The sequence below is a fragment of the Arthrobacter sp. Hor0625 genome (assembly GCF_052567525.1).
Genome location: NZ_CP199586.1, coordinates 1,901,143 through 1,925,773, shown reverse-complemented (window position 1 = coordinate 1,925,773; position 24,631 = coordinate 1,901,143). Strand labels below are relative to the sequence as shown.

20 protein-coding genes are annotated in these 24,631 nt (G+C 68.8%); 10 read left to right on the top strand and 10 right to left on the bottom strand.

The features are described 5' to 3' along the window. Window positions 1-260: 260 nt before the first annotated feature. From ACTWLI_RS08865 to ACTWLI_RS08850, 4 genes are all read left to right on the top strand, one after another. On the top strand, window positions 261-1,325 hold the full coding sequence (locus ACTWLI_RS08865) for an LCP family protein (RefSeq protein ID WP_445153554.1): 1,065 nt from the start codon (window positions 261-263) through the stop codon (window positions 1,323-1,325). A gap of 29 nt (window positions 1,326-1,354) precedes the next feature. Further along, on the top strand, window positions 1,355-3,571 hold the full coding sequence (locus ACTWLI_RS08860) for a S9 family peptidase (RefSeq protein ID WP_445153553.1): 2,217 nt from the start codon (window positions 1,355-1,357) through the stop codon (window positions 3,569-3,571). A 188-nt stretch (window positions 3,572-3,759) separates the two neighbouring features. Continuing rightward, window positions 3,760-4,557, top strand: a complete 798-nt coding sequence (locus ACTWLI_RS08855; RefSeq protein WP_445153552.1) for a peptidoglycan-binding protein — start codon at window positions 3,760-3,762, stop codon at window positions 4,555-4,557. A gap of 6 nt (window positions 4,558-4,563) precedes the next feature. Further along, window positions 4,564-7,005 (top strand): hypothetical protein, encoded by a 2,442-nt coding sequence (locus ACTWLI_RS08850; RefSeq protein ID WP_445153551.1) that lies wholly within the window; start codon window positions 4,564-4,566, stop codon window positions 7,003-7,005. Between the two features lie 353 nt (window positions 7,006-7,358). Here the strand turns inward: ACTWLI_RS08850 and ACTWLI_RS08845 are convergent, their stop codons facing one another. The 3 genes from ACTWLI_RS08845 to pta all read right to left on the bottom strand — a co-directional run bounded on the left by ACTWLI_RS08845 (window position 7,359) and on the right by pta (window position 11,358). Further along, window positions 7,359-7,919 (bottom strand): GNAT family N-acetyltransferase, encoded by a 561-nt coding sequence (locus ACTWLI_RS08845; RefSeq protein ID WP_445153550.1) that lies wholly within the window; start codon window positions 7,917-7,919, stop codon window positions 7,359-7,361. Between the two features lie 124 nt (window positions 7,920-8,043). Further along, complete coding sequence (locus ACTWLI_RS08840; protein WP_445153549.1) at window positions 8,044-9,213, bottom strand: acetate kinase; 1,170 nt, start codon at window positions 9,211-9,213, stop codon at window positions 8,044-8,046. A gap of 9 nt (window positions 9,214-9,222) precedes the next feature. Then, a complete protein-coding gene (pta, locus tag ACTWLI_RS08835; RefSeq protein ID WP_445153548.1) occupies window positions 9,223-11,358 on the bottom strand; it encodes a phosphate acetyltransferase in 2,136 nt (711 codons plus the stop codon). 91 nt (window positions 11,359-11,449) lie between these two features. Between pta and ACTWLI_RS08830 the strand changes: the two genes are divergently transcribed. The 4 genes from ACTWLI_RS08830 to ACTWLI_RS08815 all read left to right on the top strand — a co-directional run bounded on the left by ACTWLI_RS08830 (window position 11,450) and on the right by ACTWLI_RS08815 (window position 14,469). Next, a complete protein-coding gene (locus tag ACTWLI_RS08830) occupies window positions 11,450-11,956 on the top strand; it encodes a hotdog fold thioesterase (protein ID WP_445153547.1) in 507 nt (168 codons plus the stop codon). 15 nt (window positions 11,957-11,971) lie between these two features. Continuing rightward, a complete protein-coding gene (gene paaK, locus ACTWLI_RS08825) occupies window positions 11,972-13,321 on the top strand; it encodes a phenylacetate--CoA ligase PaaK (RefSeq protein ID WP_445153546.1) in 1,350 nt (449 codons plus the stop codon). A gap of 89 nt (window positions 13,322-13,410) precedes the next feature. After that, a complete protein-coding gene (locus tag ACTWLI_RS08820) occupies window positions 13,411-14,022 on the top strand; it encodes a TetR/AcrR family transcriptional regulator (RefSeq protein ID WP_445153545.1) in 612 nt (203 codons plus the stop codon). A 141-nt stretch (window positions 14,023-14,163) separates the two neighbouring features. Beyond that, the gene (locus tag ACTWLI_RS08815; protein ID WP_445153544.1) at window positions 14,164-14,469 is read left to right on the top strand and encodes a hypothetical protein; all 306 of its coding nucleotides are present in this window, start codon (window positions 14,164-14,166) and stop codon (window positions 14,467-14,469) included. Between the two features lie 91 nt (window positions 14,470-14,560). On the opposite strand, the gene ACTWLI_RS08810 is transcribed toward ACTWLI_RS08815, so the two are convergent. Next, entirely contained in the window at window positions 14,561-14,968 is a 408-nt protein-coding gene (locus tag ACTWLI_RS08810; RefSeq protein ID WP_445153543.1) for a VOC family protein, read from the bottom strand. 155 nt (window positions 14,969-15,123) lie between these two features. Then, window positions 15,124-17,235: a phenylacetic acid degradation bifunctional protein PaaZ gene (gene paaZ, locus ACTWLI_RS08805; RefSeq protein WP_445153542.1), complete on the bottom strand. Its 2,112-nt coding sequence runs from the start codon at window positions 17,233-17,235 to the stop codon at window positions 15,124-15,126. A gap of 159 nt (window positions 17,236-17,394) precedes the next feature. On the opposite strand from paaZ, the gene ACTWLI_RS08800 reads away from it, so the two are divergent. After that, the gene (locus ACTWLI_RS08800; RefSeq protein ID WP_445153541.1) at window positions 17,395-17,811 is read left to right on the top strand and encodes a PaaI family thioesterase; all 417 of its coding nucleotides are present in this window, start codon (window positions 17,395-17,397) and stop codon (window positions 17,809-17,811) included. A gap of 110 nt (window positions 17,812-17,921) precedes the next feature. Further along, the gene (locus tag ACTWLI_RS08795) at window positions 17,922-18,644 is read left to right on the top strand and encodes a DUF4397 domain-containing protein (protein WP_445153540.1); all 723 of its coding nucleotides are present in this window, start codon (window positions 17,922-17,924) and stop codon (window positions 18,642-18,644) included. A 28-nt stretch (window positions 18,645-18,672) separates the two neighbouring features. Here ACTWLI_RS08795 and ACTWLI_RS08790 read toward each other — a convergent pair whose 3' ends face one another. Genes ACTWLI_RS08790 through ACTWLI_RS08770 form a run of 5 tightly spaced genes read right to left on the bottom strand, consistent with a single transcriptional unit; the run spans window position 18,673 to window position 24,447 of the window. Then, the gene (locus tag ACTWLI_RS08790) at window positions 18,673-19,725 is read right to left on the bottom strand and encodes a LacI family DNA-binding transcriptional regulator (RefSeq protein ID WP_445153539.1); all 1,053 of its coding nucleotides are present in this window, start codon (window positions 19,723-19,725) and stop codon (window positions 18,673-18,675) included. Continuing rightward, a complete protein-coding gene (locus tag ACTWLI_RS08785) occupies window positions 19,725-21,221 on the bottom strand; it encodes a glycoside hydrolase family 1 protein (protein WP_445153538.1) in 1,497 nt (498 codons plus the stop codon). Before ACTWLI_RS08785 ends, ACTWLI_RS08790 begins: the two co-directional genes overlap by 1 nt. Then, window positions 21,218-22,165, bottom strand: a complete 948-nt coding sequence (locus ACTWLI_RS08780) for a carbohydrate ABC transporter permease (RefSeq protein ID WP_445153537.1) — start codon at window positions 22,163-22,165, stop codon at window positions 21,218-21,220. The genes ACTWLI_RS08785 and ACTWLI_RS08780 overlap by 4 nt, the downstream gene beginning before the upstream one ends. Beyond that, window positions 22,162-23,151 carry a carbohydrate ABC transporter permease gene (locus ACTWLI_RS08775; protein ID WP_445153536.1) on the bottom strand — a complete coding sequence of 330 codons (990 nt, stop codon included), beginning with the start codon at window positions 23,149-23,151 and terminating at the stop codon, window positions 22,162-22,164. The genes ACTWLI_RS08780 and ACTWLI_RS08775 overlap by 4 nt, the downstream gene beginning before the upstream one ends. Before the next feature lie 3 nt (window positions 23,152-23,154). Next, window positions 23,155-24,447: an ABC transporter substrate-binding protein gene (locus ACTWLI_RS08770; RefSeq protein WP_445153535.1), complete on the bottom strand. Its 1,293-nt coding sequence runs from the start codon at window positions 24,445-24,447 to the stop codon at window positions 23,155-23,157. Window positions 24,448-24,631 lie beyond the last annotated feature (184 nt).

Genomic DNA, 24,631 nt, shown 5'->3' with positions numbered 1-24,631 from the left:
TATGCATTTCCGATAAATAATTACCGACCGTTCGTTCAGGATATGCAAAAGGCGCGAAGCGAGTCAAGCACTACGGCGCGCCCTCGGCCCGCGCGCGGATCCGGCGGGACACCGGCGCCCGCGGTTGCGGCGGGGCCGGGCCGACGGCGGGGCCCGCTTGCCCGTTCGCCCGCGATGGGTCCTGACCGCGCCGGAACCCGTGACCGGATCGTTGCCGTGTCCGCCTGCCCGGCCCTGATACACGGTGATATGGTCCGCTCATGGCCACGCCCGAAGCGCCGGAACCGCCCGATGGGACGCCGCCTGACCCGCAGCGGGCCGGACGGCGGCGCAGGATCCTGTTCCTGGTGCTGGGCCTGCTGCTGACCGCCGGCATCGCCGCCGCCGTCGTCCTCCTCGCGCCGCGCACGGAGACCCCCGCCCCGGCGAAATCCCCGGCACCGTCTGCCGCCCCGACGTCGACGCCGAAACCGAAACCGACGCCCCCGCCGGAGCCTCCGCCCACCGCGCTGAATATCCTGCTGGTGGGCAGCGACAGCCGGGATAACCAGCGGGCCGCCGCCGCGGCGGGCAAGCCGTCCAACCAACTGGCGGACAGCATCGTGTTCCTGCACATCCCCGCCAACCGGAAGCAGGCCTACGGCATCTCCCTGATGCGTGACCTGTGGGTGGATATCCCCGGACACGGCCAGGCCAAGATCAACTCAAGCCTGCTGCTGGGCGGCCTCCCCCTCGTGACGCGGACCGTCGAGTCCCTGCTGGGCCAGCGCATCAATCACACCGTCATGGTCGATTTCCAGACTTTCGCCGCCCTGACGGAAGCAGTCGGCGGCGTCGACGTCAACGTGAAAGTGCCCTTTGAGTCGACGATTGATCCGGGGGTCAGGTTTCCGGCCGGAGTGAACCGCCTCAACGGCGCCCGGGCCCTGGACTTCGTCCGCGAACGAAAGGCGTTCGTCGACGGCGACTACCAGCGCGTCCGCAACCAGCAGACCTTCCTCAAGGCGGTGCTGGCGAAGGTCGTCAAGCAGGGTGCGACCGACCGCGCCACCGCCCGCAAGCTGGCGACCACCGCACTGCCGCACATCACGGTGACCCCGGGCCTGACCCTGGACGCCCTGGCACGGCTGGCGTTCAGCTTCCACACCACCCCGGCCAACGGCGCCGTGCTCTTCACCCTGCCGACGGCGGGGATCGGAACCAGTGCGGACGGGCAATCGATCGTGCTCAAGGATCCCGCCGCCACCGCAGAGATCGCGGCCGCCCTCCGGGCGAACAAGCTCAGCAACTACGTGGCCGCCCACAAACTGCAAAACGGCAACTGACCGGCGTCCCGGTTGGGTAGATTGGGTCCATGACGCAGACCCCCGTGCAGCCCTCCCCGCAGCCTCCCGTCGCCAAGAAGGTTCCCGCCCCCCGCACGCACCACGGTGACGTGTTCGAGGACAACTATGAATGGCTGCGGGACAAGGAAAACCCGGAGGTCGTGGACCTCCTGAAGGCCGAAAACGCCTACCAGGAGGCCGTCACCGCGCACCAGGAACCGCTGCGCGAGGCCATCTTCCAGGAGATCAAGGGCCGCACCCAGGAAACCGACCTCTCCGTGCCCAACCGCAAGGACGGCTGGTGGTACTACACCCGTTCGGTCGAGGGCAAGGAATACGGCATCCAGTGCCGGGTCCGCGCGCAGGACACCGGCGACCGGGTCGCGGACTGGACGCCGCCCGCCGTCGAGGTCGGCGTCGAAATCCCCGGCGAGGAAGTGCTCCTGGACGGCAACGTCGAGGCCGAGGGCAAGCCCTTCTTCGCTGTCGGCGGCTCCGCGGTGACCGTCGACGGGACCCTGTACGCCTACGCCGTGGACAACGCCGGCGACGAGCGGTTCACCCTGCGGATCAAGGACCTGCGGACCGGCGAACTGCTGCCGGACGTGATCGAGAACGTCTTCTACGGCATCTCCTTCTCCCCCGACGGCAGCCGCATCTTCTACACCGTCGTCGACGATTCGTGGCGCCCGTACCAGGTCAAGTCCCACGTGCTCGGCACCCCCGTGGCTGCCGACGAGGTGATTTACCAGGAGGACGACGTCGCCATGTGGCTGGGCTTCGAGCTCTCCGCGGACCGCCGCCACCTGGTGCTGGGCATCGGCTGCTCCGAGTTCAGCGAGACCCGGCTGCTCCGCTTCGACGACCCCAACGCCGCCCTCACCACGGTCATCTCCCGCGACGAGCGCATCCTCTACGAAGCCGAGCCGTTCCTGCTGGCCGGTCCGGACGGGGAGAAGACCGAGACCATTCTGCTGACGCACAACAAGGACGCCGTCAACTCGATGGTCTCCCTGGTGGACCCGGCCGAACTCGCCAAGCCGGCCGCCGAGCAGCACTGGCGCACCGTCGTCGCGCATTCCGACGAAGTCCGCGTCAACGGCGCCGGCGTCACCGCCACGCACCTGGTCGTCTCCATCCGCAAGGACACGATCGAACGCGTGCAGGTGCTGCCGCTGGCGGGACTGGGCACTCCGGACCAGGGCGCACCGGTGGAACCTGCCTTCGACGAGGAGCTGTACACGGCCGGGGTTTCCGGCTCGGACTACGAGGCGCCGGTGATCCGGATGGGCTACACCTCCTACTTCACGCCGTCGCGGGTCTATGACTTTGTGCTGCCGACGGCGGAGCTGCCCGCCGGCGAACTGCTGCTGCGCAAGGAAAGCCCCGTGCTGGGCGGCTACTCCTCCGCCGACTACGTCGCCACCCGGGAGTGGGCTGAGGCCGCCGACGGGACCCGCATCCCGCTGTCGGTACTCCGGCATGTCTCGGTGGCCCGGGATGCGACGGCGGCCGGCCTGGCCTACGGCTACGGGTCGTACGAAATGAGCATGGACCCGGGCTTCGGCATCCCGCGGCTGTCGCTGCTGGACCGCGGGATTGTGTTCGTGATCGCGCATATCCGCGGCGGCGGCGAACTGGGCCGGCACTGGTACGACAACGGCAAGAAGCTGCACAAGAAGAACACCTTCACCGACTTCATCGCTGCCACCGACTGGCTGGCCGGCTCCGGCTGGGTGGACCCGTCCCGGATCGCTGCCATGGGCGGTTCCGCCGGCGGCCTGCTGATGGGCGCCGTGGCCAACCTGGCGCCGGAAAAGTACGCGGCGATCGTCGCTGCCGTACCCTTCGTGGACGCCCTGACCACCATCCTGGACCCGGAGCTTCCCCTCTCCGCGCTGGAGTGGGAGGAATGGGGCAACCCCATCACGGACCCGGAGGTGTACAGCTACATGAAGTCTTACACCCCGTACGAGAACGTCCGGGCCGCCGCCTACCCCAAGATCGCCGCGGTGACGTCGTTCAACGACACCCGGGTGCTCTACGTGGAGCCGGCGAAGTGGGTGCAGCGGCTGCGCGAACTGACGACCGGCAGCGAGCCGATCGTCATGAAGATCGAGATGGAGGGCGGCCACGGCGGGGCGTCCGGGCGTTACGTGCAGTGGAAGGAACGCGCCTGGGACTACGCCTTCGTCGCCGATGCCCTCGGTGCGACCGAGCTGCTTCCGGGGGCCGGGCTGAAGTAGCCTGATCGGTTGCTCCGTTGCCGCCCTTTTGGGCCCTCAAGTCGGCGGCAGCGGAGTAGCCGACGGCGCAACGGCCCGCCTGGGTATCCAAATATCATCATCATGCTTACTATTGACCTGCTTAGGCACAGGAATGGACTAACTGCTCACTGGGGGCAGCAGCAGCCGTGCCGGAATGGGAGTCAACAGTGGGTACCGAAAGTGCAATGTCCGGCCTCTCCGACGAGGAACTGATGTCCGAGGGCGCCACCGCGCTACCGGACAAGGAGGTCGCCTCCGTGCTGGACCTCAACGCCGACCTCAACCTCGGCATCGAGGCCGCCGCTCCGATCGACCTCGCGGTCGCGGCCAACGCCAACGTCGCGGCGCCGATCGATGCCGCAGCCTCGGCCAACGTCCTGTCCTCCGGCTCCGACGCGCAGGCCCTGTCCGACCAGGGCGTGATCATCGACCAGGGCATCGTCGCCGATGCCAACGCCACGTCGGTGCAGGACAGCGGCATCGACCAGGCCGTTGATTCCGGCGCGCCTGCCCCCACGGAAGATACTGCGCCCGCCACTGACGGCAGCGCCGACGGCGCGACCCTCGACGCCGGCACCCTCGACGGCGCCCTGCCGGACGGCACGGTCGACGGCGCCGTGGACGGGGCGGTCGACGGCACCGGCGGCGTCCTTCCCGACGGCACGCTCGACGACACGACCGGCGCCGTGGACGGCGCCCTCTCGGGCGCAACCGGGGCGCTCAACGGCAACCTGCTCAACGTCGACGTCAACCTCGACGCCAACGCCGGCATTGCCGCGCCGATCAACGGCGCCGTCGCCGCCAACGCCAACGTCGCCGCGCCGATCGACGCCGCCGTCGCAGCCAACATCGGCTCGATCGACAGCAACGCGTACGCCGTCTCGCAGCAGGACGCCATCATCACCCAGGACATCGAGGGCGAGGCGCAGGCCTCGGCCGACCAGCAGTCCGACCTCCAGCAGTAGCGCCGGGTGACAACACTGCAAGGCGGGCCGTCCGCCCCGGACGGCCCGCCGGCTGCGCCCGCCGCGGCCCCGGAGGCTGCAGGCACCGCCGGTCCGCCTCCGGCCCTCGCCGACGGCGTCGAGCTGATCGGCGAGTCCAAGGGCTCCGGCTACAAGCAACCCCCGTCGCTGGTGCGGCGCGCCGACGGCCAGACGCTGCAACTGACCCGGCTGCTGTACCTCGTGCTGGAGGCCGCGGACGGCCGCCGCAGCCTGGCGGAGATCGCCGAGCAGACCAGCGCTAAATTCGGCAAGCAGGTCTCCGCGGAGAACGTCCGGACGCTGATCGATTCCCAGCTGCTTCCGCTCGGGCTGCTGCGGCTGGCGGACGGCTCGCAGCCGGAGGTCAAGAAGGCCGACCCGCTGCTGGGCATGCGTTTCCGCTACTCCGTGACGGATCCGGAGCGCACCCGGAAACTGACCGCGCCCTTCGCGGTGCTCTTCAACCCCTTCATTGTCGTGGCCGTCACCGCGGCCTTCCTGGCGGCCTGCTGGTGGGTGCTGCTGGTCAAGGGTCTCGCCTCGGCCACCCATGAGGCGTTCGCCAACCCGGGGCTGGTGCTGCTGATCCTGCTAGTCACCGTGTTGTCCGCCGGTTTCCACGAGTTCGGCCATGCTGCCGCCGCGCGCCGCGGCGGTGCAACGCCCGGCGCCATGGGCACCGGCCTCTACCTGATGTGGCCCGCCTTCTACACCGATGTCACCGACTCCTACCGGCTCGGCCGCGGGGGCCGGCTCCGCACCGATTTGGGCGGCCTGTACTTCAACGCCATCGTCGCCGTCGCAATCATGGGCATCTGGTGGGCCACCGGCTTCGACGCGCTGCTGCTGGTGGTGGTCACCCAGATCCTGCAGATGGTCCGCCAACTCATGCCCATGGTCCGGTTCGACGGCTACCACATCCTGGCCGACGCCACCGGCGTCCCGGACCTGTTCCAGCGGATCAAGCCGACCCTGCTGGCGCTGGTTCCGTGGCGGAAGACCGCTCCCGAGGCCCAGCTCCTGAAGCCCTGGGCCCGGGCGGTCGTGACTGTCTGGGTGCTCGTGACGGTTCCCCTGCTGCTCTTCAGCCTGGTGTCCATGGTGGTGGCCCTGCCGCGGATCCTGGGCACCGCCTGGGACAGCGGCTGGAAGCAACAGGCCATGCTTGCGCAGAGCGCGGCCGCCGGCGACTTCGCCGATGCGGCCGTCCGCCTGCTCGCCATCATCTGCATCGCGCTTCCCGTCCTAGGCATCGGCTACATCCTGCTCCGCCTGGGCCGGCAGGTCCTGACCGGGCTCTGGCAGCGGACCCGGGGCAAGGCCGTCCAGCGCGGCATCGCCCTGGCCGCCGTCGCGGCTGTCACCGCCGGGCTCGCCTGGGCCTGGTGGCCTGGCAGCGAGACCTACCGGCCGGTCCAGCCCTACGAGCGCGGCACCCTGGCGGACATCACCACCGCCGTCTTTCCTGCCGCCACCGCCTCCGGCCTGGCCGAGGGACGGCCGGGCAGGACCGTGGCCCTCTGGCCGGCGGGCGCGAGGAAACCCACCCGCGAGCAGCCCCAGCTGAGCATGGTGCTGGTCCCGCGCGCGGGGTCCGCCCCGCAGGGCACAACGGAGTCGACGGCGCCGGCGCCGGCGGCGCCGTCGTGGGTGTTTCCCTTCGACAAGCCGGCCCCGCCGCAGGAGGGCGGCAACCAGTCCCTGGCAGTCAACACGACGGACGGGTCCGTGGTCTACGACGTGGCCTTCGCCTTGGTCTGGGCCGAGGACGGCGAGGACGTCAGGGACCGCAACGAGGCCTATGCCTTTGCCAGCTGTAAGGATTGCGCCGCGGTCGCGGTGGGCTTCCAGGTGGTGCTGATTGTGGGCCAGGCGGACGTGATCGTCCCGGAAAACCTCTCGGCGGCCGCGAACTACGATTGCGTCCGGTGCCTCACCTACGCGCTCGCCAGCCAGCTGGTCCTGACCCTGGACGGTCCGCTGAGCCCAGACGGCATGTCGAAGCTGAACAGCCTGTGGCAGCAGATTGCGGAGTACGGCCGGAACCTGCAGAACGTTCCGCTCGCGGAAATCGAGGGCACGCTGCGCGGCTTCAAGGACCAGATCTCGGAGATTATCCGGACGGATCCCAGCGCCTCCCCGGGCGGCGGCACCCCGACCACGGCGCCGACGCCCTCAACCGGAGCCGGCCCGACCCCGTCCCCCGGCGCCACGCTGCCGCCGTCGCCCGGTGCCACGGATCAGCCCGCTCCCGGTGAAACCGTCGTGCCTGCGCCGGGCGAGACGACCGCCCCGGAGCCCACGCTCGCACCCGACCCCAGCCAGCCACCCACCGGCGCCGTCGAACCCGCGCCGGTCACGACGTCGGCGGCCCCCACGGACACAGCTCCACCGGCACCGTACGGTGGAGCAGGCGCGCAGCGGTAGGTTGGGACGCACTCGGGAGGGGACGTATCCGGGATAGCAGGTACGGCCGGAGCGCTGCGCAGAAGTCCGATTGCCGAAGATGGCCGCTGTGGAACTCTCATAGCGGCCATCTTTGGCAATTCACCAAACTTCCGGGATCTCCGTCTGCCGCCCGGTCCAAGCAATCTCCCGGGCCGTCGGGGTGGATTATCTGGCGCGGTGCGACGCTCCAGCCCAGTTACCTGCTGCCACACCCCCGGACAGCGGCAGTTAACCTCTAGATTCCGGGCCTGGGCGGCGCCAAAGCGGGCAGCGGGCCGGAGTAACTGGGCAGGAACGTACAGGTCAGGGCCGCGCCCCCTAAACCAGCGCGCCTACCCCGGCTGCCGGGCCTGCCATTCGTCGGCCAGCATCGCGTAGACCACCTCGGTGGCCCACTGGCCCTTGTAGTGCCACTTGTCGACCTGGGTTGATTCCAGGCGCATGCCGAGCCGCTCGCACAGGGCTGCGGAGGCGGTGTTGAGCGCGTCGAGCTTGGCGTCGATGCGGTGGAAGCCCAGCTCGTCGAAGCCCAGCGCCAGCACCGCGGCCGCTGCCTCCGCCGCATAGCCCTTCCCCCGGGCCTCGGGCGCCAGGCTCCAACCGATTTCGGCTCGGCCCCGGCCCGGCAGCCACTTGAGGACCACCTCGCCCAGCAGCCCGGGGGCGTCCGCGGCCTGGATCGCCAGGCAGATCCAGTCGCCTTCCTGCTCGAAGACGAAATTGGCGTACTTGCCCACGGATTCCATCGACTGGGTGTAGCTCTTGGCCTCCCGGGGCAGGAACCGGGCGGTCTCCGGCAGCGAGTGGTAGGCGTGGAAGGCGTCCAGGTCTCCGGCCTCGAAACGGCGCAGCACCAGCCGCTGCGTGCGGAGGGGCAGGTTCAGTTCGGTCATGTCCCCAGCCTAGGACCCGTCACCCCGTCAACGGCTTCCCACCGGCCCCCTCCCCTCGCAGGTTCGGTCAGGGAACCCTTGCCGGCGTGGGCCCAGCAGCCCCGTTAGGCGCAGCGGAAAACGGTTACGGGGCACCCGAGGAGTCGGCGACGACGGCGGCAGTCGCCTCGGCGATCGCGCGCTCCTCGTCGGTGGGGACCACCAGCACGGGCAGTGCCGACTCCGGCGCGGAAATGATCCGGGGCTCCGTGGACCGGGCGCGGTTCAGGCCGCCGTCGAGCTCCACGCCGAGGGCTCCCAGCCGTTCGGCGACAAGGCTGCGGAACTGGTGCGAGTTTTCCCCGATCCCGGCCGTGAAGACCAGCGCCTTCGCCCCGCCGACCGCCACGTGGTAGCCGCCGATGTATTTCGCGAGCCGGTAGGAGGCCACCGCAAGGGCCATCGCGGACCGGGCGTCGCCGGCCTCGGCGGCCTCGACGACTGAACGCATGTCGTTGTTTCCGGCCAGGCCTTTGAGCCCGGACCGGCGGTTGAGCATCGAGTCGATGTCCTCGGCGGACCAGCCGGCACGGCCCAGGAAGACGAGGATGGACGGGTCAAGGTCCCCCGAGCGGGTGCCCATTACGAGGCCCTCCAGCGGTGTGAAGCCCATCGAGGTGTCGATGGACTTGCCGCCGCGGATGGCCGTGACGGAGGCGCCGTTGCCCAGGTGGGCGATGACGGCGTCGAGCTCCTCTTCCGGAACATCCAGCAGCGCCGCGGAACGGTGCGCCACGTACTCGTGGGAGGTGCCGTGGAAGCCGTAGCGCCGGATGCCGTGGTTGGTGTACAGCTCGTCCGGGACGGCGTAGCGCCAGGCGTGTTCGGGAAGCGTGCGGTGGAAGGCGGTGTCGAACACGGCCACCTGCGGCAGCTGCGGCCACTTCTTCGCGATCGCCCGGATGCCCAGCACGTTGGCCGGGTTGTGCAGCGGCGCCAGCGGGTTCAGGCGCTCGATCGCGCGGGTGATCTCGTTGTTGATCAGCACCGGTTCGGCGAACCGCTCGCCGCCGTGCACCACGCGGTGCCCGACGGCGTCCAGGGGCCGGTCGCCCAGCGCCTCGTGGATCGCCCCGTCGACCTGTTCGAGGGCTTCCGCGTGGTCGCGGGGGCCCTCGATCTGGCCGTCGCCCTCGCCGCCGTTGCCCATGCCGATCCGTTCCACCAGCCCCTCGGCCAGGACACTGCCCGCCTCCACGTCGCGGACCTGGTACTTCAGCGAGGACGAGCCGGAGTTGATGACGAGCACGAGCACGGAGGCCTCCTAGGCTTCGAGAGACTGGACGGGCTGCGCGGCCCGGACGTCGGGTTCTGCGGCTGGCGGGACGGGGTCGGCGGACTGGGCCTGGATCGCGGTGATGGCGACCGTGTTCAGGATGTCGTCCACCGTGCACCCGCGGGAAAGGTCATTGACCGGCTTGCGCAGCCCCTGCAGCACGGGCCCGACGGCGACCGCGCCGGAAGACTGCTGCACCGCCTTGTAGGTGTTGTTGCCGGTGTTCAGGTCCGGGAAGATGAAGACCGTCGCCTGGCCGGCCACCGAGGAGCCCGGCATCTTCGAGGCGGCAATGGCCGCGTCGACGGCAGCGTCGTACTGGATGGGACCCTCGACCGCGAGGTCGGGGCGGCGGGCACGGACCAGTTCGGTGGCCTGCCGGACCGCGTCCACGGCCTCGCCGGCGCCGGAGCCGCCGGTGGAGTAGGAGAGCATGGCCACCCGCGGTTTGACGCCGAACTGGGCGGCGGTTTCGGCCGAGGCCAGGGCGATGTCCGCGAGCTGCTCGACATTGGGTTCCGGGTTGACGGCGCAGTCGCCGTAGACCAGCACCCGGTCCGGCATCAGCATCAGGAACACCGAGGAGACGATCTTCACGCCCTCGCGGGTCTTCACGAACTCCAGCGCCGGCCGGATGGTGTGCGCGGTGGTGTGGGCGGCGCCGGAGACCATCCCGTCCACCACGCCGAGCTGGACCATCATGGTGCCGAAGTAGCTCTCGTCCTGCATCACCTCGAGCGCCTTCGCCAGATCCACGCCCTTATGCGCCCGCAGCTCCGCGTACTTCTGCGCGAACTCCCGGCGCAGCTCCGAGGTGGCCGGGTCCACGATGTTGATCCCGGCCAGGTCGATTCCCTGGGTCGCGGCGAGCTCGCGGACGTCAGCCTCGCGGCCCAGCACGGTCAGTTCGCACACGTCGCGGCGGTGCAGGATTTCCGCGGCGCGCAGGATCCGCACGTCCGTCCCCTCGGGCAGGACGATGTGGCGGCGCTGGGCGCGGGCCCGTTCGATCAGGTCGTGCAGGAAGCGCAGCGGCGTCATCCGTTCCGGCCGCGGCAGGTGCAGGCGCTCCAGCAGTTCGGCCTCGTCAACCCGCTTGGCCCACAGGCCCAGCGCGGAGGCCACCTTGCGGCGGTGGCCGGACCAGATCTCGCTGCGCACTTCGGAGACGCGCTTGGCCGTTACGTAGGTGTCATCCGGGGCGGCGAAGATCGGGAAGGGCGCCTGGGCCAGCAGCGAGTAGATCGTCGGGTCCGGGGCCAGCCCGCCGGAGAGGATCAGCGCCGACGGGACCGGGAATTCCGGCGAGAACGAGGAGGCCAGGCAGGCCACCAGCACGTCGGCGCGGTCCCCGGGCACGATCACCAGCGCGCCGTCGTCGAGCACGTGCAGGAAGTTGGCCACGTTCATGGCCGCCACCTTGACCGAGTGCACGTCACGCTCCAGGTCGGGCAGCCCGGCCACCTGGCCGATGCCCAGCGCGGCCGCCACCTCACCGGTGGTGGGCCGGGCGATGTCCTCCAGCTCCGGGAAGACGTAGACGGGCCGGCCGGAGGCGCCCGGGCGGACGGCGGCGGCGATCGCCTCCAGGTCCTCGGGGTCGGCGCGGTTGACCATGATCGCGAGCAGGGCGCAGCGTTCGGCCAGGAGTTCCTTGCGCGCGACCTCCACGGCGTCCGCGGTCTCGGCCACCGTGCGGCCCTTCGCCCCGACGACGGCGACCATCGGTGCGGCGAGGTTGTTGGCGAGCCGGGCGTTGAGGTCGAATTCGACGGCGGCGTCCTGGCCGGTCAGGTCCGTGCCCTCGATGATCACCACATCGCAGTGCCGGGACATTTCCGCGAAAATCTCGACGCAGCGCGCATCGATCTCCTCGCGTTTGCCTTCCGCGAGCAGGCCCCGCACCTCCGTGAAGGTCAGGCCGCTGCGGCACCGGTCGTCGTCGAGCCCGAAGCGGGATTTCATCAGGGCGACCATGGGGTCCGCGTCCGTGCGGCCGTGGACGACGGGCTTAAAGAAGCCGATCCGGTCCGCGTGCCGGTGGAGGGTGTCCGCCAGGCCCAGGGCAATGAGGGATTTGCCGGATCCCGGCGTCGTCGCGCTGACATAGATTCCTTTGGCCATGTGTCCCAGCATACTTACGCCCCTTGACAGCGGGCACCAGAATGGGATTACCTAATGAACATTCGGTAAATAAAGCTGGAGGCAATGACGCATGGCTGAACTGACGATTTCCGGTGAGACCCACCCCATCCTGAAAGACGACTACGCCTCCGAGTGGATGGGGATCGAGGTCCTGGCGCTTGAGGACGGCCACGCCACCATCCGGATGCCGCTCCGCCGCGAGATGCTTAACGGCTTCGGCATGGCCCACGGTGGGATGATTTTCGCCTTCGGTGACACGGCCTTCGCCCTCGCCTGCAACCCCGTCACCCCGGCCCCGGGCGAGGCCGACAGCATCACCGTCGCGTCCGGCGTCGACATCAATTTCGTGAAGCCGGCCTTCCGCGGCCAGATCCTCACCGCCGTCGCGAACCGCCGCGCGAGCGCCGGCCGCAGCGGCATCTATGACATCCAGATCTACGCCGCAGACCCCGGCACCGCGCCCGCTACGGACGCGGCCGCCGGCACGGTCCCGGGCGAACTGCCCGCTGACAGCTCCACCCAGGGCGAACTCATCGCCGAGTTCCGCGGCCGCAGCCGCACCATCTCCAAGAAATAGAAACGTAGGACCCAGATGACCACCCCCACCGCTGAATCTGCCCTCGCCACCGGCGACGCCGTCCCGGACCGCGAAGAAACCATCTCCCGCGACGAGCTCGAAGCCCTCCAGCTGTCCCGCCTGCAGCACACCGTGGCCTACGCCTACGACCGCGTCCCGCTCTACAAGCGGAAGTTTGACGAGGCCGGCGTCCACCCCACCGACCTGCGCGAGCTCTCCGACCTGGGGAAGTTCCCGTTCACCACCAAGGAAGACCTCCGGCTGGAATACCCGTTCAGGATGTTCGCGGTCCCGCAGAAGGAGATCGCCCGGATCCACGCCAGCTCCGGCACCACGGGCCGCGCCACCGTCGTCGGCTACACCAAGCAGGACCTCGCCGACTGGGCCAAGCTCGTCGCCCGTTCGCTGCGCGCCTCCGGCGTCCGGCCCGGCATGAAGGTGCACAACGCCTACGGCTACGGCCTGTTCACCGGCGGCCTGGGCGCCCATGCTGGCGCCGAGGCCCTCGGCTGCACGGTCATCCCGATCTCCGGCGGCCAGACCGAGCGCCAGATCCAGCTCATCCAGGACTTCGAACCCGACGCCATCCTGGCTACGCCGACCTACCTGCTGACCATCGCCGATGCCATGATCAAGCAGGGCATCGACCCGGCTTCCACCTCGCTGAAGTACGCGGTGCTCGGGGCCGAGCCGTGGACCGAGGAAATGCGCCACGAGCTCGAGGTCACCATGAACATCAAGGCCTGCGACATCTACGGCCTTTCCGAGGTCATGGGGCCCGGGGTCGCCGGTGAGGCCGTGGAAACCCAGGACGGGAGCCACATCTGGGAGGACCACTTCCGGCCGGAGATCATCGACGCCTTCAACCCGGCCGTGGGCGTGGACTCGGTCCTCGGCGACGGCGAGCACGGCGAGCTGGTCTTCACCTCGCTCACCAAGGAAGCCCTGCCGATTATCCGGTACCGCACCAAGGACCTGACCCGGCTGCTGCCGGGGACCGCCCGCCCGGCGCACCGCCGCATGGGCCGCATCACCGGGCGCAGCGATGACATGATCATCCTGCGCGGCGTGAACCTCTTCCCCTCGCAGATCGAGGAGATCGCGCTGCGCATCCCGGAGCTCAGCCCGCATTTCCAGCTGGAACTGACCCGGCCCGAGGGCCAGCGGATGGACCAGTTGACGGTCCGGATCGAGCGCCGCGACGCCGTCTCGGTCGAGAGCAGCGCGTCGGCGGCGAAGGTGCTGCAACAGCAGATCAAGATCCACGTCGGTTCCTCCTGCACGGTCGACGTCGTTGATCCGGGTTCGCTGGAGCGCTCCAACGGCAAGCTCCGCCGCATCTACGACCTGCGCCCCAAGGCCTAGAGCGTGCGTGACCGGCGGCCGGTCCCCTCGGGGTCCGGCCGCCGGTCACGCCGCCGGGCCGACCAACCGTTCATGAGAAACTAGCGAGTATGCCCAGCACAGCAACCACCACCAAGCGCGGCCGCCCCGGCTATGACCAGCAGTCAGTGCTGCTGATCGCCGTCGACGTCTTTAACCGCCACGGCTATGACGCCACGTCGATGGGCATTCTGGCCGAGAACCTGGGCATTTCCAAGTCCGCGATCTACCACCACGTGCCATCCAAGGGCGACCTCCTGAAACTCGCCCTTGACCACGCACTGGGCGGCCTCGAAGCCATCCTGGACCGTCCCGAAGCACAGCAGGGCTCGGCCGAGGCGCGGCTGGAGTTCGTGGTCCGCGAGACGATCGCGGTCCTGGTGGAGCGGCTGCCGTTCGTCACCCTGCTGCTGCGGCTGCGCGGCAACACCGAGATCGAACGCGACGCGCTGGAACGCCGCCGCACCTTCGACCACAAGGTGGCGGCCCTGATTTCTGCGGCCCGCGACGAGGGCTCGCTGCGCCAAGACGTCGACCCGCGCACCGTCGCCCGCCTGCTGTTCGGCACGATCAACTCGATCGTCGAGTGGTACAAGCCGGGCGGCTCGCTCTCCCCCGCCAAGCTGGCCGACGACGTCATCACCATGGCCTTCCACGGCCTGCACGTCCCCACCCAGGACTGAGCCAGTAGCCGCCGGGTCCTTCCCGGTGCGCTGAGTGGGCCGGGCCCTATTGACGGGCTTGCCGGATACTAAGGGTGCTTGGTATTTCCGTCGACCGCGGTTTACGGTGGTAGAAAGCCATCATCGGAGGAAGGAAGCACCATGAGTCACCCCAAGGAAGATCCCGCTGCAGGATTCATCGTTCCGGACCCGTCGAAGGTCCCGGAAGACATTCCCGGCGATGCGGGCGACGAAGCAAACGTCATCCGCTTCAGCGAGGAGCAGGCGCTTATCGAAGAACAGGCGCACGGCCTCCGCCCCGACACTTACAGCGTTCCCGCCGGCGGCCCCACCATGGACGAGGCGCGCGGCAACATGGACCTCTCGGACCGCAGCGAGTCCGGCCGCGGCACCGGGCGCGAGGATGACAGTAGCGACGACGGCCTGCACGGCGGCGCCGAGTCCTGACAAGCTGCGCGGGGTCCGGCGTGCGTCGCCCGCCGGAGCCCCGCGCGTCCTAGGCTGAGCGAAGCGGCAACAGGAGACCGGGACTACAGGCCTACAGCTGGTAGTCGGCTGCCGTGGTGATGTTTTCGTGGACGCAGAGGATGTTGTGCTCGGTGTCCATGAACCAGGCGCACTTCTCAGAGTCCGTGGTGCAGATGTGGTTTTCGATCTTGAGGTCTGGAAGGTCGTAGTCCTGGAACGTGACGCCCCGGGCTTCCATTTCCTGAACCGTGCGTTCGATGCCGCTGACTTCAAAACTCAGGGTGGTGTGCTCTGAGTGTTTTCCGTCCTTGACCGGCATCAGCTGGAGCAACGGGCCGCCCTCCGAGCCGAATATTTCGCTTCCGTCATCTGCCACGCCACGGTGCGGGAGCCCCAGGGTGTCCGCGTAGAAATGCCGGGCACGCGCTGCATCATCGACTGGCAGGACTGTTGTGGCTTTGTTGAGTACTAGGGACATTTCGCCACCTCCTACGAGCACGATTTTACGCCGGAGCAGGGCGGAAAGAGCCCGCCCGGCCCCGGTTGCCCTATCACTTATGGTTGCCATTCCGGGGTTTTGGCAGCCACAAGTGATAGCGCAACGGGCGGGGGGAGCGTCCGGGGTGGGTGGGGTTACTTCTCGACGAGGGTCAGGACGTCGTAGGTGGCCACGATTTCGTCGTTCTGGTTGGTCAGCACGGCGTCCCAGGCCACCTCGCCGTATTCGTCGGTCTCGCGCGGGGTGATCTTCTTGGCCGTCAGGGTGACACGGATGGAATCGCCGGCCGCGACCGGCGTGATGAATCGCAGGTTCTCCAGGCCATAGTTCGCCAGCACCGGGCCCGGCGCGGGCTCCACGAACAATCCGGCACCCCAGGCCAGCAGCAGGTAGCCGTGCGCCACGATGCCCGGGAAGAAGGGGTTGGCTTCCGCCGCCTCCTGGTTGGTGTGGGCGTAGAACGTGTCGCCGGTGGAGTTGGCGAACTTCGTGATTTCGTCCAGGGTGACCTCGCGCAGCTCCGACCGGATGGCATCGCCGATGTGCAGCGTGGCCAGCGGCTTGCGGAACGGGTGCTGTCCCTCGGTCTCCAGGGTGAAGTTCCGGTCCGCGCCGGTGTGCCAGATGCCGGTAACTGCGGTCAGCATGTTCGGCGAGCCCTGGATGGCGGTGCGCTGCATGTGGTGCATGACCGAGCGGATGCCGCCCAGTTCCTCGCCGCCACCGGCCCGGCCGGGACCGCCGTGGACCAGGTGCGGCACCGGGGAGCCGTGCCCGGTGGAGCTGCGGGCGTCCTCGCGGTTGAGCATCAGGACGCGGCCGTGGTGCGCCGCGATGCCGGTCACCAGTTCACGGGCCACCTCGGGGTCGTTGGTGCAGACCGAGGCGACCAGGGAGCCGCCGCCGCGGGCGGCAAGGCGGACGGCATCGGCGACGTCGATGTATCCGATCAGGGACGAAACGGGTCCGAAGGCCTCGAGCGAGTGCACCGTCTCGGCCTCGGGGTCGGCCCAGCTCAGCAGCACGGGCGACATGAACGCCCCGCCGTCGACGACGCCGACGGTCCCGTCCGCGCTGGTGACCTTCGGCGAATCGAGGCTGCCGTAGGCGAGTTCACCGCCGGCGTCGAGCATGGCCTGCACGGCGGCACGGACGTCGGCGAGCTGCTCGAGCGAGGCGAGGGCGCCCATGGTGACGCCCTCGGCCCGGGGGTCGCCCAGCACGACGCGTTCGTTGATCCGTTCCCCCACGGCGGCGGCGACGTCGGACACGAGCTCCTGCGGCACGATCGCGCGGCGGATCGAGGTGCACTTCTGGCCAGCCTTGGCGGTCATCTCGGTGACGAGGGACTTGACGAAGGCATCGAATTCGGGGGTTCCCTTGACCGCGTCCGGGCCCAGGATCGCGGCGTTGAGCGAGTCGGTTTCGGAGGTGAAGCGGACGCCGCCCTTGACCACGTTGGGGTGGGACTTGAGCGTGTCGGCGGTGGCGGCCGAGCCGGTGAAGGCCACGAGGTCGCGGTAGTCGAGGTGGTCCAGCAGGGTGCGGGCCGACCCGGAGACCAGCTGCAGGGATCCCTCGGGCAGGATGCCGGACTCGTCGATCGCCTTGACCACGGCCGCGGCGACGAAACCGGTCGGAGTGGCCGGCTTGACGATCGTCGGGACGCCGGCGATGAAGGCCGGGGCGAGCTTCTCGAGCATGCCCCAGACCGGGAAGTTAAAGGCGTTGATCTGCACGGCGACGCCGGGGATCCGGGTGTAGATGTGCTCACCGGCGAAGGAACCGTCCCGGGACAGGATCTCCATCGGCCCGTCCACCACCACCTGGGCGTTGGGCAGTTCGCGGCGGCCCTTGGAGCCGAACGTGAACAGCACGCCGATGCCGCCGTCGATGTCGACCATGGAGTCGACCTTGGTGGCGCCGGTCTGGGCGGAAAGAGCATAGAACTCGTCCCGGCGGTCGTTCAGGTACTGGGCGAGTTCCTTGAGCTTAAGCGCCCGCTGGTGGAAGGTCAGCTTGCCCAGCCCGGCCTGCCCGGTGGCGCGGCCGTAGTCGACGACGGATGCCAGGTCCAGGCCCTCGGTGCTGACCCGGGCGAGCAGTTCGCCGGTGCTGGCGTCCCGGACGGGCGCAGCGCCCGCTGCGGAGGCGGCGTCGGGGGTCCACCACGAGTTCCGGATAAAACTGGGGACGATTTCGACGGTGCCGACAGTGGGTTCCGGAGCTGTTGCAGTGGTGGTCATCGTTGACGGGTCCTTCCAACACGGGGCAAGATCGACGCGGCCAGCACATTACTGACCGTCCGTTCGGTAATATGTCTACAGTACATGAACCTGCCCGCCCGCACACTAGTAACGGCAGGACCGACCGGCCGGCATCGGGCCGATTTCCGAGGAGGCGCTATGACCACCGATCCGCGCGGTACCGAGCTGTGGAAGATCACGCTGGGTGAGCTCGACGAAAAAATGGGCGTAAAGATTGTCGAGGAATCCGTCGAACGGGTCGTCGCCACCATGCCGGTGGAGGGCAACCGCCAGTCCTTCGGGCTGCTGCACGGCGGCGCGTCGCTGGCCGTGGGTGAGGCCGTCGGTTCCTGGGCGGCGGTGATCCACGCAAGCACGCTGGGCAAGACGGCGGTGGGTGTTGATGTTTCCGCCACGCACCACAAGTCGGCCCGGGATGGGACCATCACCATCACGGCGACCCCCATCCACCTGGGCGGCACGCTAACCACCCATGAGGTGCTGATCGCCAACGAGGCCGGCGAAAGGCTGTGCACGCTGCGGATCACCAACCTGCTGCTGGAGCGCAAAAAGTAAGGGAACGCGGTCACAGGGCCGGCCGCTGCATCCGCGGCGGGCCTCCGGCCGGTATTAACGGTGTCAGCACATCACCGCCCGGATCCGGGCAGCTCAATGAGGAGTTTGAAATGCGCAAAACCGTTTATGCCGCAGGCGCCCTGTCCCTGGCGGCCGCACTGGCCTTCGCAGCCCCGGCCCAGGCCGGCGGGAAGCACGACGGCGGCAGGCACCATGGCGAGGACGCGGTCCTCTCTGTGCTCCACGGCGTCCCCGGTCTCACCGTGGACGTCTGGGTCAACGGCAAGCTGACCCTGGACGACTTCACGCCCGGCAAGCTTGCCGGCCCGCTGAAGCTCGAGGGCGGAAGCTACGAGATTGCCGTCACGGCCGCCAACGCCAAGAGCGCCGACGACGCCGTGATCGGGCCCGTCGAGGTGAAACTCCGGGATGGCCGGAATTACACCGCCGTCGCCCATCTGGACGAGGACGGGGATCCCACCGCCACCCTGTTCAGGAATGACACCTCGCCCAGCCCGCGGGGCCAGGGCAAGCTCACGGTCCGGCATGTGGCGGCAGCGCCCGCCGTCGACGTCCTTGCCGGCAAGACCCCGGTCAGCGAGGGTCTGGAGAATCCTGAGCAGGAGGTGCTCCCGCTGAAAGCCGGGAAGGTCTCCGCCGCGGTAGCCGCCGGAACCACCAAACCCCTGATCGGCCCGGCCGATATTCCGGTCACCGCAGGCAAGAACACGATCGTGTACGCCTGGGGCAGCCTCGATAAGGGAACCCTCGGCGCCGCCGTCCAGGTGGTCGACTCGGACAAGTGGCGGGACCACAGCGGGCACGGCCACTAAGGGCCTTTAATGCCGCCAGGGCCGGCGGCTAGGCTGCCGTGGTGCTCGCCCTGACCACCAGGCGCGCCGGGTAAATGAGCGGTTCGCGGCTGGTGCCCGGGTCTTCGATATCCGCGAGCAGCAGGCGGCCGGCCTCAGCGGCCATGTCCACGGTCGGCTGGTTGATGGTCGTCAACGGCAGTTCCCCGGGCGCGGCCAGGTGATCGTCAAACCCGACGACGGCGACGTTCCCGGGGACCGCCAGGCCTGCGGCCTGCAGCGCGGTAATGGCACCGCGGGCCATCAGGTCGGAGGCCGCGAACAGGCCGTCGATACTGCGGTCCTCGGCCAGCAGCCGCTCGGCGGCCTCGGTTCCGCCGGCAGGAGTGAAGTCACCCTGGACCACCGGCCCCGGCTCCAGCCCGGCTTCCTTGAGGCCGGCCTGCCAGCCCGCAAGCCGGTCGGCGGCGGCGGTCATATCCAGCGGACCGGTGATGGTTGCCAACCGGGTACGCCCGGCCGCGGCCAGGTGCAGCGCGGCCAGGCGTCCGCCCTCAAAGCTGTCGACGTCGACGTAGTGGATCCCGAGCCCGGTGTCCCAGGGCCGGCCGATGAAGACGGTGGGCAGGCCCGACCCCGCGAGGTCCTCGGTCCAGCCGTCCGCCTTGTGGTGCGAGACGATGATCGCGCCGTCGACGTGGCCGCCGCGCAGGTAGCGCAGCGTCCGGGACGGGTCGCCGCCGGCGCGGGACATCAGGAGGACCAGCTGCATTTCGGTTTCGCGCAGCGCCTCGGTCACCCCGGTGATGACGGCGGCGAAGAACGGATCCATCATGACGCGGGCGTCGGGCTCATTGATGACCAGGGCGATCGAAGAGGTCCGGCGGGTCACCAGACTACGGGCGGCCCGGTTGGGGGTGTAGCCGAGGGAGATGACCGCTGCGTCCACCGCGGCCTGGGCCTCCGGGCTGACCCGTGATCCACCGTTGATGGCCCGCGAGGCGGTGGAGCGGGACACTCCGGCCGCCGTCGCGAGGTCTTCAAGGGTGGGGGTGGGTTTGGCCGGTCCGGCCCGGAGACCCCGGTGGATCTGTGCGCTCATTACCTTGAGAATACGACATCCCCGGTGTCCGTACTGACCATCCCGTGCTGCAGCGGCAGGGCATTGGCCGCCGCCACCGCAGCGTACCAGTGCCCGCTGGCCTTGGGGATGCGTTCCAGGGTCTCGTAGTCGACCCGGACCAGGCCGAAGCGCTGGTGGTAGCCGTAGGCCCACTCGAAGTTATCCAGCAGCGACCAGGCGAGGTAGCCGCGCACGTCTGCGCCGTCGGCGATCGCGTCGCGGACGGCGCGCAGGTGGGCGTCGAAGAACGCCAGCCGGTCCTGGTCATCGACGAAGCCGTCGGCGTCCGGCGCGTCCGGGTACGCGGCGCCGTTTTCGGTCATAAACAGCGGGATGCCGGCCGGGCCGGTGTATTCGCGCTGCATCCGGGTCAGCAGGCGGTACAGCCCCTCGGGCTGCACCTCCCAGCCCATCCCGGTGACCGGCAGCCCGCGCGGGACCGAGCGCACGCCCTCGGCGGAGACGAACGGCGTGGCCTCCCGCCTGCCGGCCGACTCCGGCGCGGCCTGGGCCGTGGTCGTCACGGTGTCCGGCCGGGCCTGTTCCTCAGGTGCCGCCGCCTTGGTCAGGGCTTCACCCTGGTAGTAGTTCACCCCCAACAGATCCAGGGGCGTCGAGATGACGGCCAGGTCGCCGTCCCGCACCACCGTGTCGAAGCCCAGGCCGGCGATGTCCTCCAGCACGTCGGCGGGGTACTCGCCACGGAAGAGCGGATCGAGGAAGATCCGGTTGTGCAGGCCGTCGATCCGGCGGGCCGCGTCCCGGTCGTCGGCGGCGGCCGCGTCGGCCGGGTCGGCGACCGTGAGGTTCAGGGTGATGCCGAGGCTGGCCTCCGGGTCGCGGCGGCGGAGTTCCGCGGCGGCGAGCCCGTGCCCGAGCAGGAGATGGTGCGCGGCCGCGAGGGCGGCCGCCGGTTCCTGCCGGCCCGGGGCATGGACCCCCGAGGCGTAACCGAGGAATGCCGAACACCACGGTTCATTGAGCGTGGTCCAGATGCGGACCCGGTCACCCAGGGCCTCATGCATGAGCACGGCGTAGGCTGCGAAGAGCTCGGCGGTTTCGCGGTTGGCCCAGCCCCCTTCGTCCTCCAGCGCCTGCGGCAGGTCCCAGTGGTACAGGGTCAGCCAGGGGGTGATCCCTGCGGCGAGGAGGTCGTCAACGAGCCGGGAGTAGAACGCGATCCCCTCGGGGTTGGGCGTCCTGCCGTCGGGCATGCAGCGCGCCCACGAGGTCGAGAAGCGGTACGCCTTGAGGTTCAGCGATTTCATCAGCTCGACGTCCTGGCCGGAGCGGTGGTAGTGGTCGCAGGCCACGTCGCCGTTGTGGGCGTCCGCGACGGCGCCCGGGACCCGGGCGAAGGTGTCCCAGATCGAGTCCTTCCGGCCGCCCTCCTGGGCGGCCCCTTCGATCTGATAGGCCGCGGTGGCCGCGCCCCACAGAAAACCGTCGGGGAAAGTGGTCGGGGTGGTGCTCATCCTTTGACTGCTCCTTGCATAATTCCCGAAACGAGTTGGCGCCCTGCCGCGATGAAGAGCAGCAGCAGCGGGATGGTGGCCAGGACAGCCCCGGCCAGCACCACCGAATAGTCCACAAAGTGGGCCGCCTGCAGCAGCTGCAGCGCCACGGGGAGCGTCGGATTTGAGGGGTCCAGCACAATGAAGGGCCAGAAGAAGTTGGTCCACGTGGCAACGAAGGTGAACAACGCCAGCATGGCCGCTGCCGGCCGGGCCGCCGGGAACCCCACGTACCAGAAGGCCTGGATCATCGACGCCCCGTCCATCCGAACGGCCTCGATGAGCTCGTCCGGCAGGGCATCGCGCAGGTACTGGGTCATCCAGAACACGCCGAAGGCCGTGACGGCTCCGGGGATGATGACGGCCCAGAGGGATCCGGTCCAGCCGAGCTTCGCCATCACAATGAACAACGGCACCACCCCGAGCTGGGTGGGCACCGCCATCGTGGCGATCACGAAGACGAGCAGGCCCTTGCTGCCGCGGAAGCGGAGTTTCGCGAAGGCGAACCCGGCGAGGGTTGAGAACGCCACCACGGAGGCGGCCGTCACCGTGGACACCAGCAGGCTGTTGCCCATGGCCTTCCAGAACGGGACGCTGTCAAAGACCTTCGCGGCGTTGGACAGGAAGTTTCCGCCCGGCAGGAGCGGGATACCGCGGCTCAGCGCCGTGCTGTCGTGGCTGCCCACCAGGAAGGACCAGTAGAGCGGGAACAGGGACGCCAGCAGCACAGCACCCAGGGCGCCGTAAGTCAGGGCTCCGGGGGGCCGGCCCCCGCCGGCGCCGGGAGCCCTGACGCGCCCGGGGTTGCGTCCGGGGCCGGGACCAGCCGGCCGGTCGAGCCGTTTGGCCGCCGTCTTGGCGGCGCCCTCTCCCGCGGTTTGCCGGATCATGGGGATGGAGCTCATTTGCGGCCTCCCTGGTCTGCGATGCGCCGGGTGAGTAGGAAGTTCAGGAGGGCGATCAGCACGATCATCAGGAACAGCAGCCATGCCACGGCCGATGCCCTGCCGAAGTTGCGCTGGCCCCAGCCCAGTTCCCAGATGTACATGGTGAGCGTCTGCCACTGCCGGTCGGCGCCGCCGAGCCCGGACTGGTCGAACACCCGGGGCTCGTCGAAGATCTGCAGTCCGCCGATCGTGGACGTGATGGCGACGAAAATCACCGTGGGGCGCAGCATCGGAACCGTTACCGACAGGAACTGGCGGACGCGCCCGGCGCCGTCGATGATGGCGGCTTCGAAGACGTCGCGCGGGATGGCCTGCATTGCCGCCAGGAAGATAAGTGCGTTGTAGCCGATCCAGCGGAAGTTCACCATGGTGGCGATCGCCAGGTGGCTGGCCAGCTGGTCGGAATGCCAGCGGACCGGGTCAAGGCCGGCAAGGGCCAACAGCTCGTTGACGAGACCGAACTGGTCTGCGAACAGGTTGTTGAAAATCAGCCCTACGGCCACGGGGGCGACGACGAAGGGCACCAGGACGCCCATCCGCCAGAACGTCTTCGCCCGCAGGTTCGCGTCCAGCACGGCTGCGATCAGCAGCGCCAGCACCACCTGCGGCACGGACGAGAGCAGGAAGATGCTCAGCGTGTTTCCCACCGCGTTCCAGAAATACGGCTGCCCGAGGACAAAGCCGAAGTTTTCCAGTCCGGTGAACCTGCCCTGCCCGCCGATCAGGTTCCAGTTGTGCAGCGAAACCCAGCCGGTGTAGAGCAGCGGAAACAACCCCGTGACAGCGAACAGCAGGAAGAACGGCGAAATGTACAGGTAGGGCGAGAGCTTGATGTCCCACCGTGAGAGCCGCTGTGACACGGCGATCCGCCGGACGCTCCTGCTGGTGGCGTGTTCCTCGTCAGCCGATGGGCCGTGGGGCCTGACCCGGTCCGTTACCGTCACGACTTACAGTGACTTCACTGCGGTGAGGAACTTCGCCCAGGAGGACTCGGCGTCGTCCTTCTTGTCCACGTCCACGCGGGTGAGGGCCTGCTGCATGGCGTCGTTGATGGCGAAGAACTTCGGGCCCTTGAACGGGGTTGCACCGACGGCCTTGGCCCGCTCGGCGAAGATCTTTCCGGTGGGGGCATTGTTGAAGAATTTGTTGGTCTGGCCCAGCAGCGCCTCGCTGTCGAGCGCCTTGACCTGACTCGGGAACGTTCCCTTGGCAGTGAAGGCCTTGATCTGCTGTTCCGGGGCGGTCAGCCAGGCCGCGAGCTTCTTGGCTTCGGCCTGGTGCTTGCCCTGTGCCGGAACGGTCAGGTAGGAACCGCCCCAGTTTCCGCCGCCGCCGGGGAAGACGTTGGCGACGTCCCAGCCCTTGACCCCGGTGGCGTTACCTTCGATCACACCCAGCATCCAGCCCGGGCAGAGGGTGGTGGCGAACTTCTGGGACTGGAAACCGGCGACCCAGTCATTGCTCCACTGGCCCAGGTGTGCCGACAGGTTGTCCTTCGTCGAAGCGTTAAGGACCTTGGTGTAGATCTCCTTCACCGCCGGGTTTTCGGCGGCGATGACGGTGCCGTCTTCGTTCTCGTACGCCTTCTCCAGCTGGTTGCTCATGCCCTGGTAGATGGCGCCGGCGGAATCGAACCAGGCAGCGCCGGTCGTGGCGGCAACGAACTTCTTGCCGGCGTCGAAGTAGCTGTCCCAGGTGGTGCCGAGCATGGCGGCGACGGATTCGCGGTCCGTGGGCAGCCCCGCGGCCTTGAGCAGTGACGAGTTGTAGCAGACGGCCTCGGGACCGGAGTCGGTACCGTAGCCGATCAGGTGGCCGTCCTGGGTGGTTGCCGCCTCGGCCTTCCAGTCCAGCCAGCGGCCCTCGACGGCGGGATCCTTGAGGTCCACGAACTGGTCGGGGTACTGCTTGAGTTCGGACAGCCAGTCCACCTCAATGGCCTCGATGTCCGACAGGCCGGAGCCTGCGGCCAGCCGGGTGGTGAGGTTGTCGCGCGCCTCGTTCGTGGTGGCGGCCTTCTTGTGCTGGATCGTGACGTTCGGGTTGAGCGATTCGTACTCCTTGAGCAGGCTCTCGTAGCCGAACTCGTTGAAGGTAGCGAGGGTAAGGGTCACGGGCTCCTTCCCCGTCTCGCCGGTGGGCGCCGCGGCTTTGGGGGCGTCTGCTCCGCAGGCGCTCAGGGCAAGGGTGAGGCAGGCAGCCGACGCCGATAGGGCGGCAAGCTTGCTGGGGAATTTCACGCAGGGACTCCTTTGTCGGGATGGGGCACGATGAGTGCGGGGCGAGGCGCCCGGATTGGGAGCGCTCCCACGATGGTCGTGGGAGCGCTCTCACGTGCATGGTGTCGTACATCACAAGCGCTTGTCAAGGCGGCGTCCCCGAGGCGGAGCGGACCCTTGCCCGCCCCGGGGGGCGGTGTTAGGC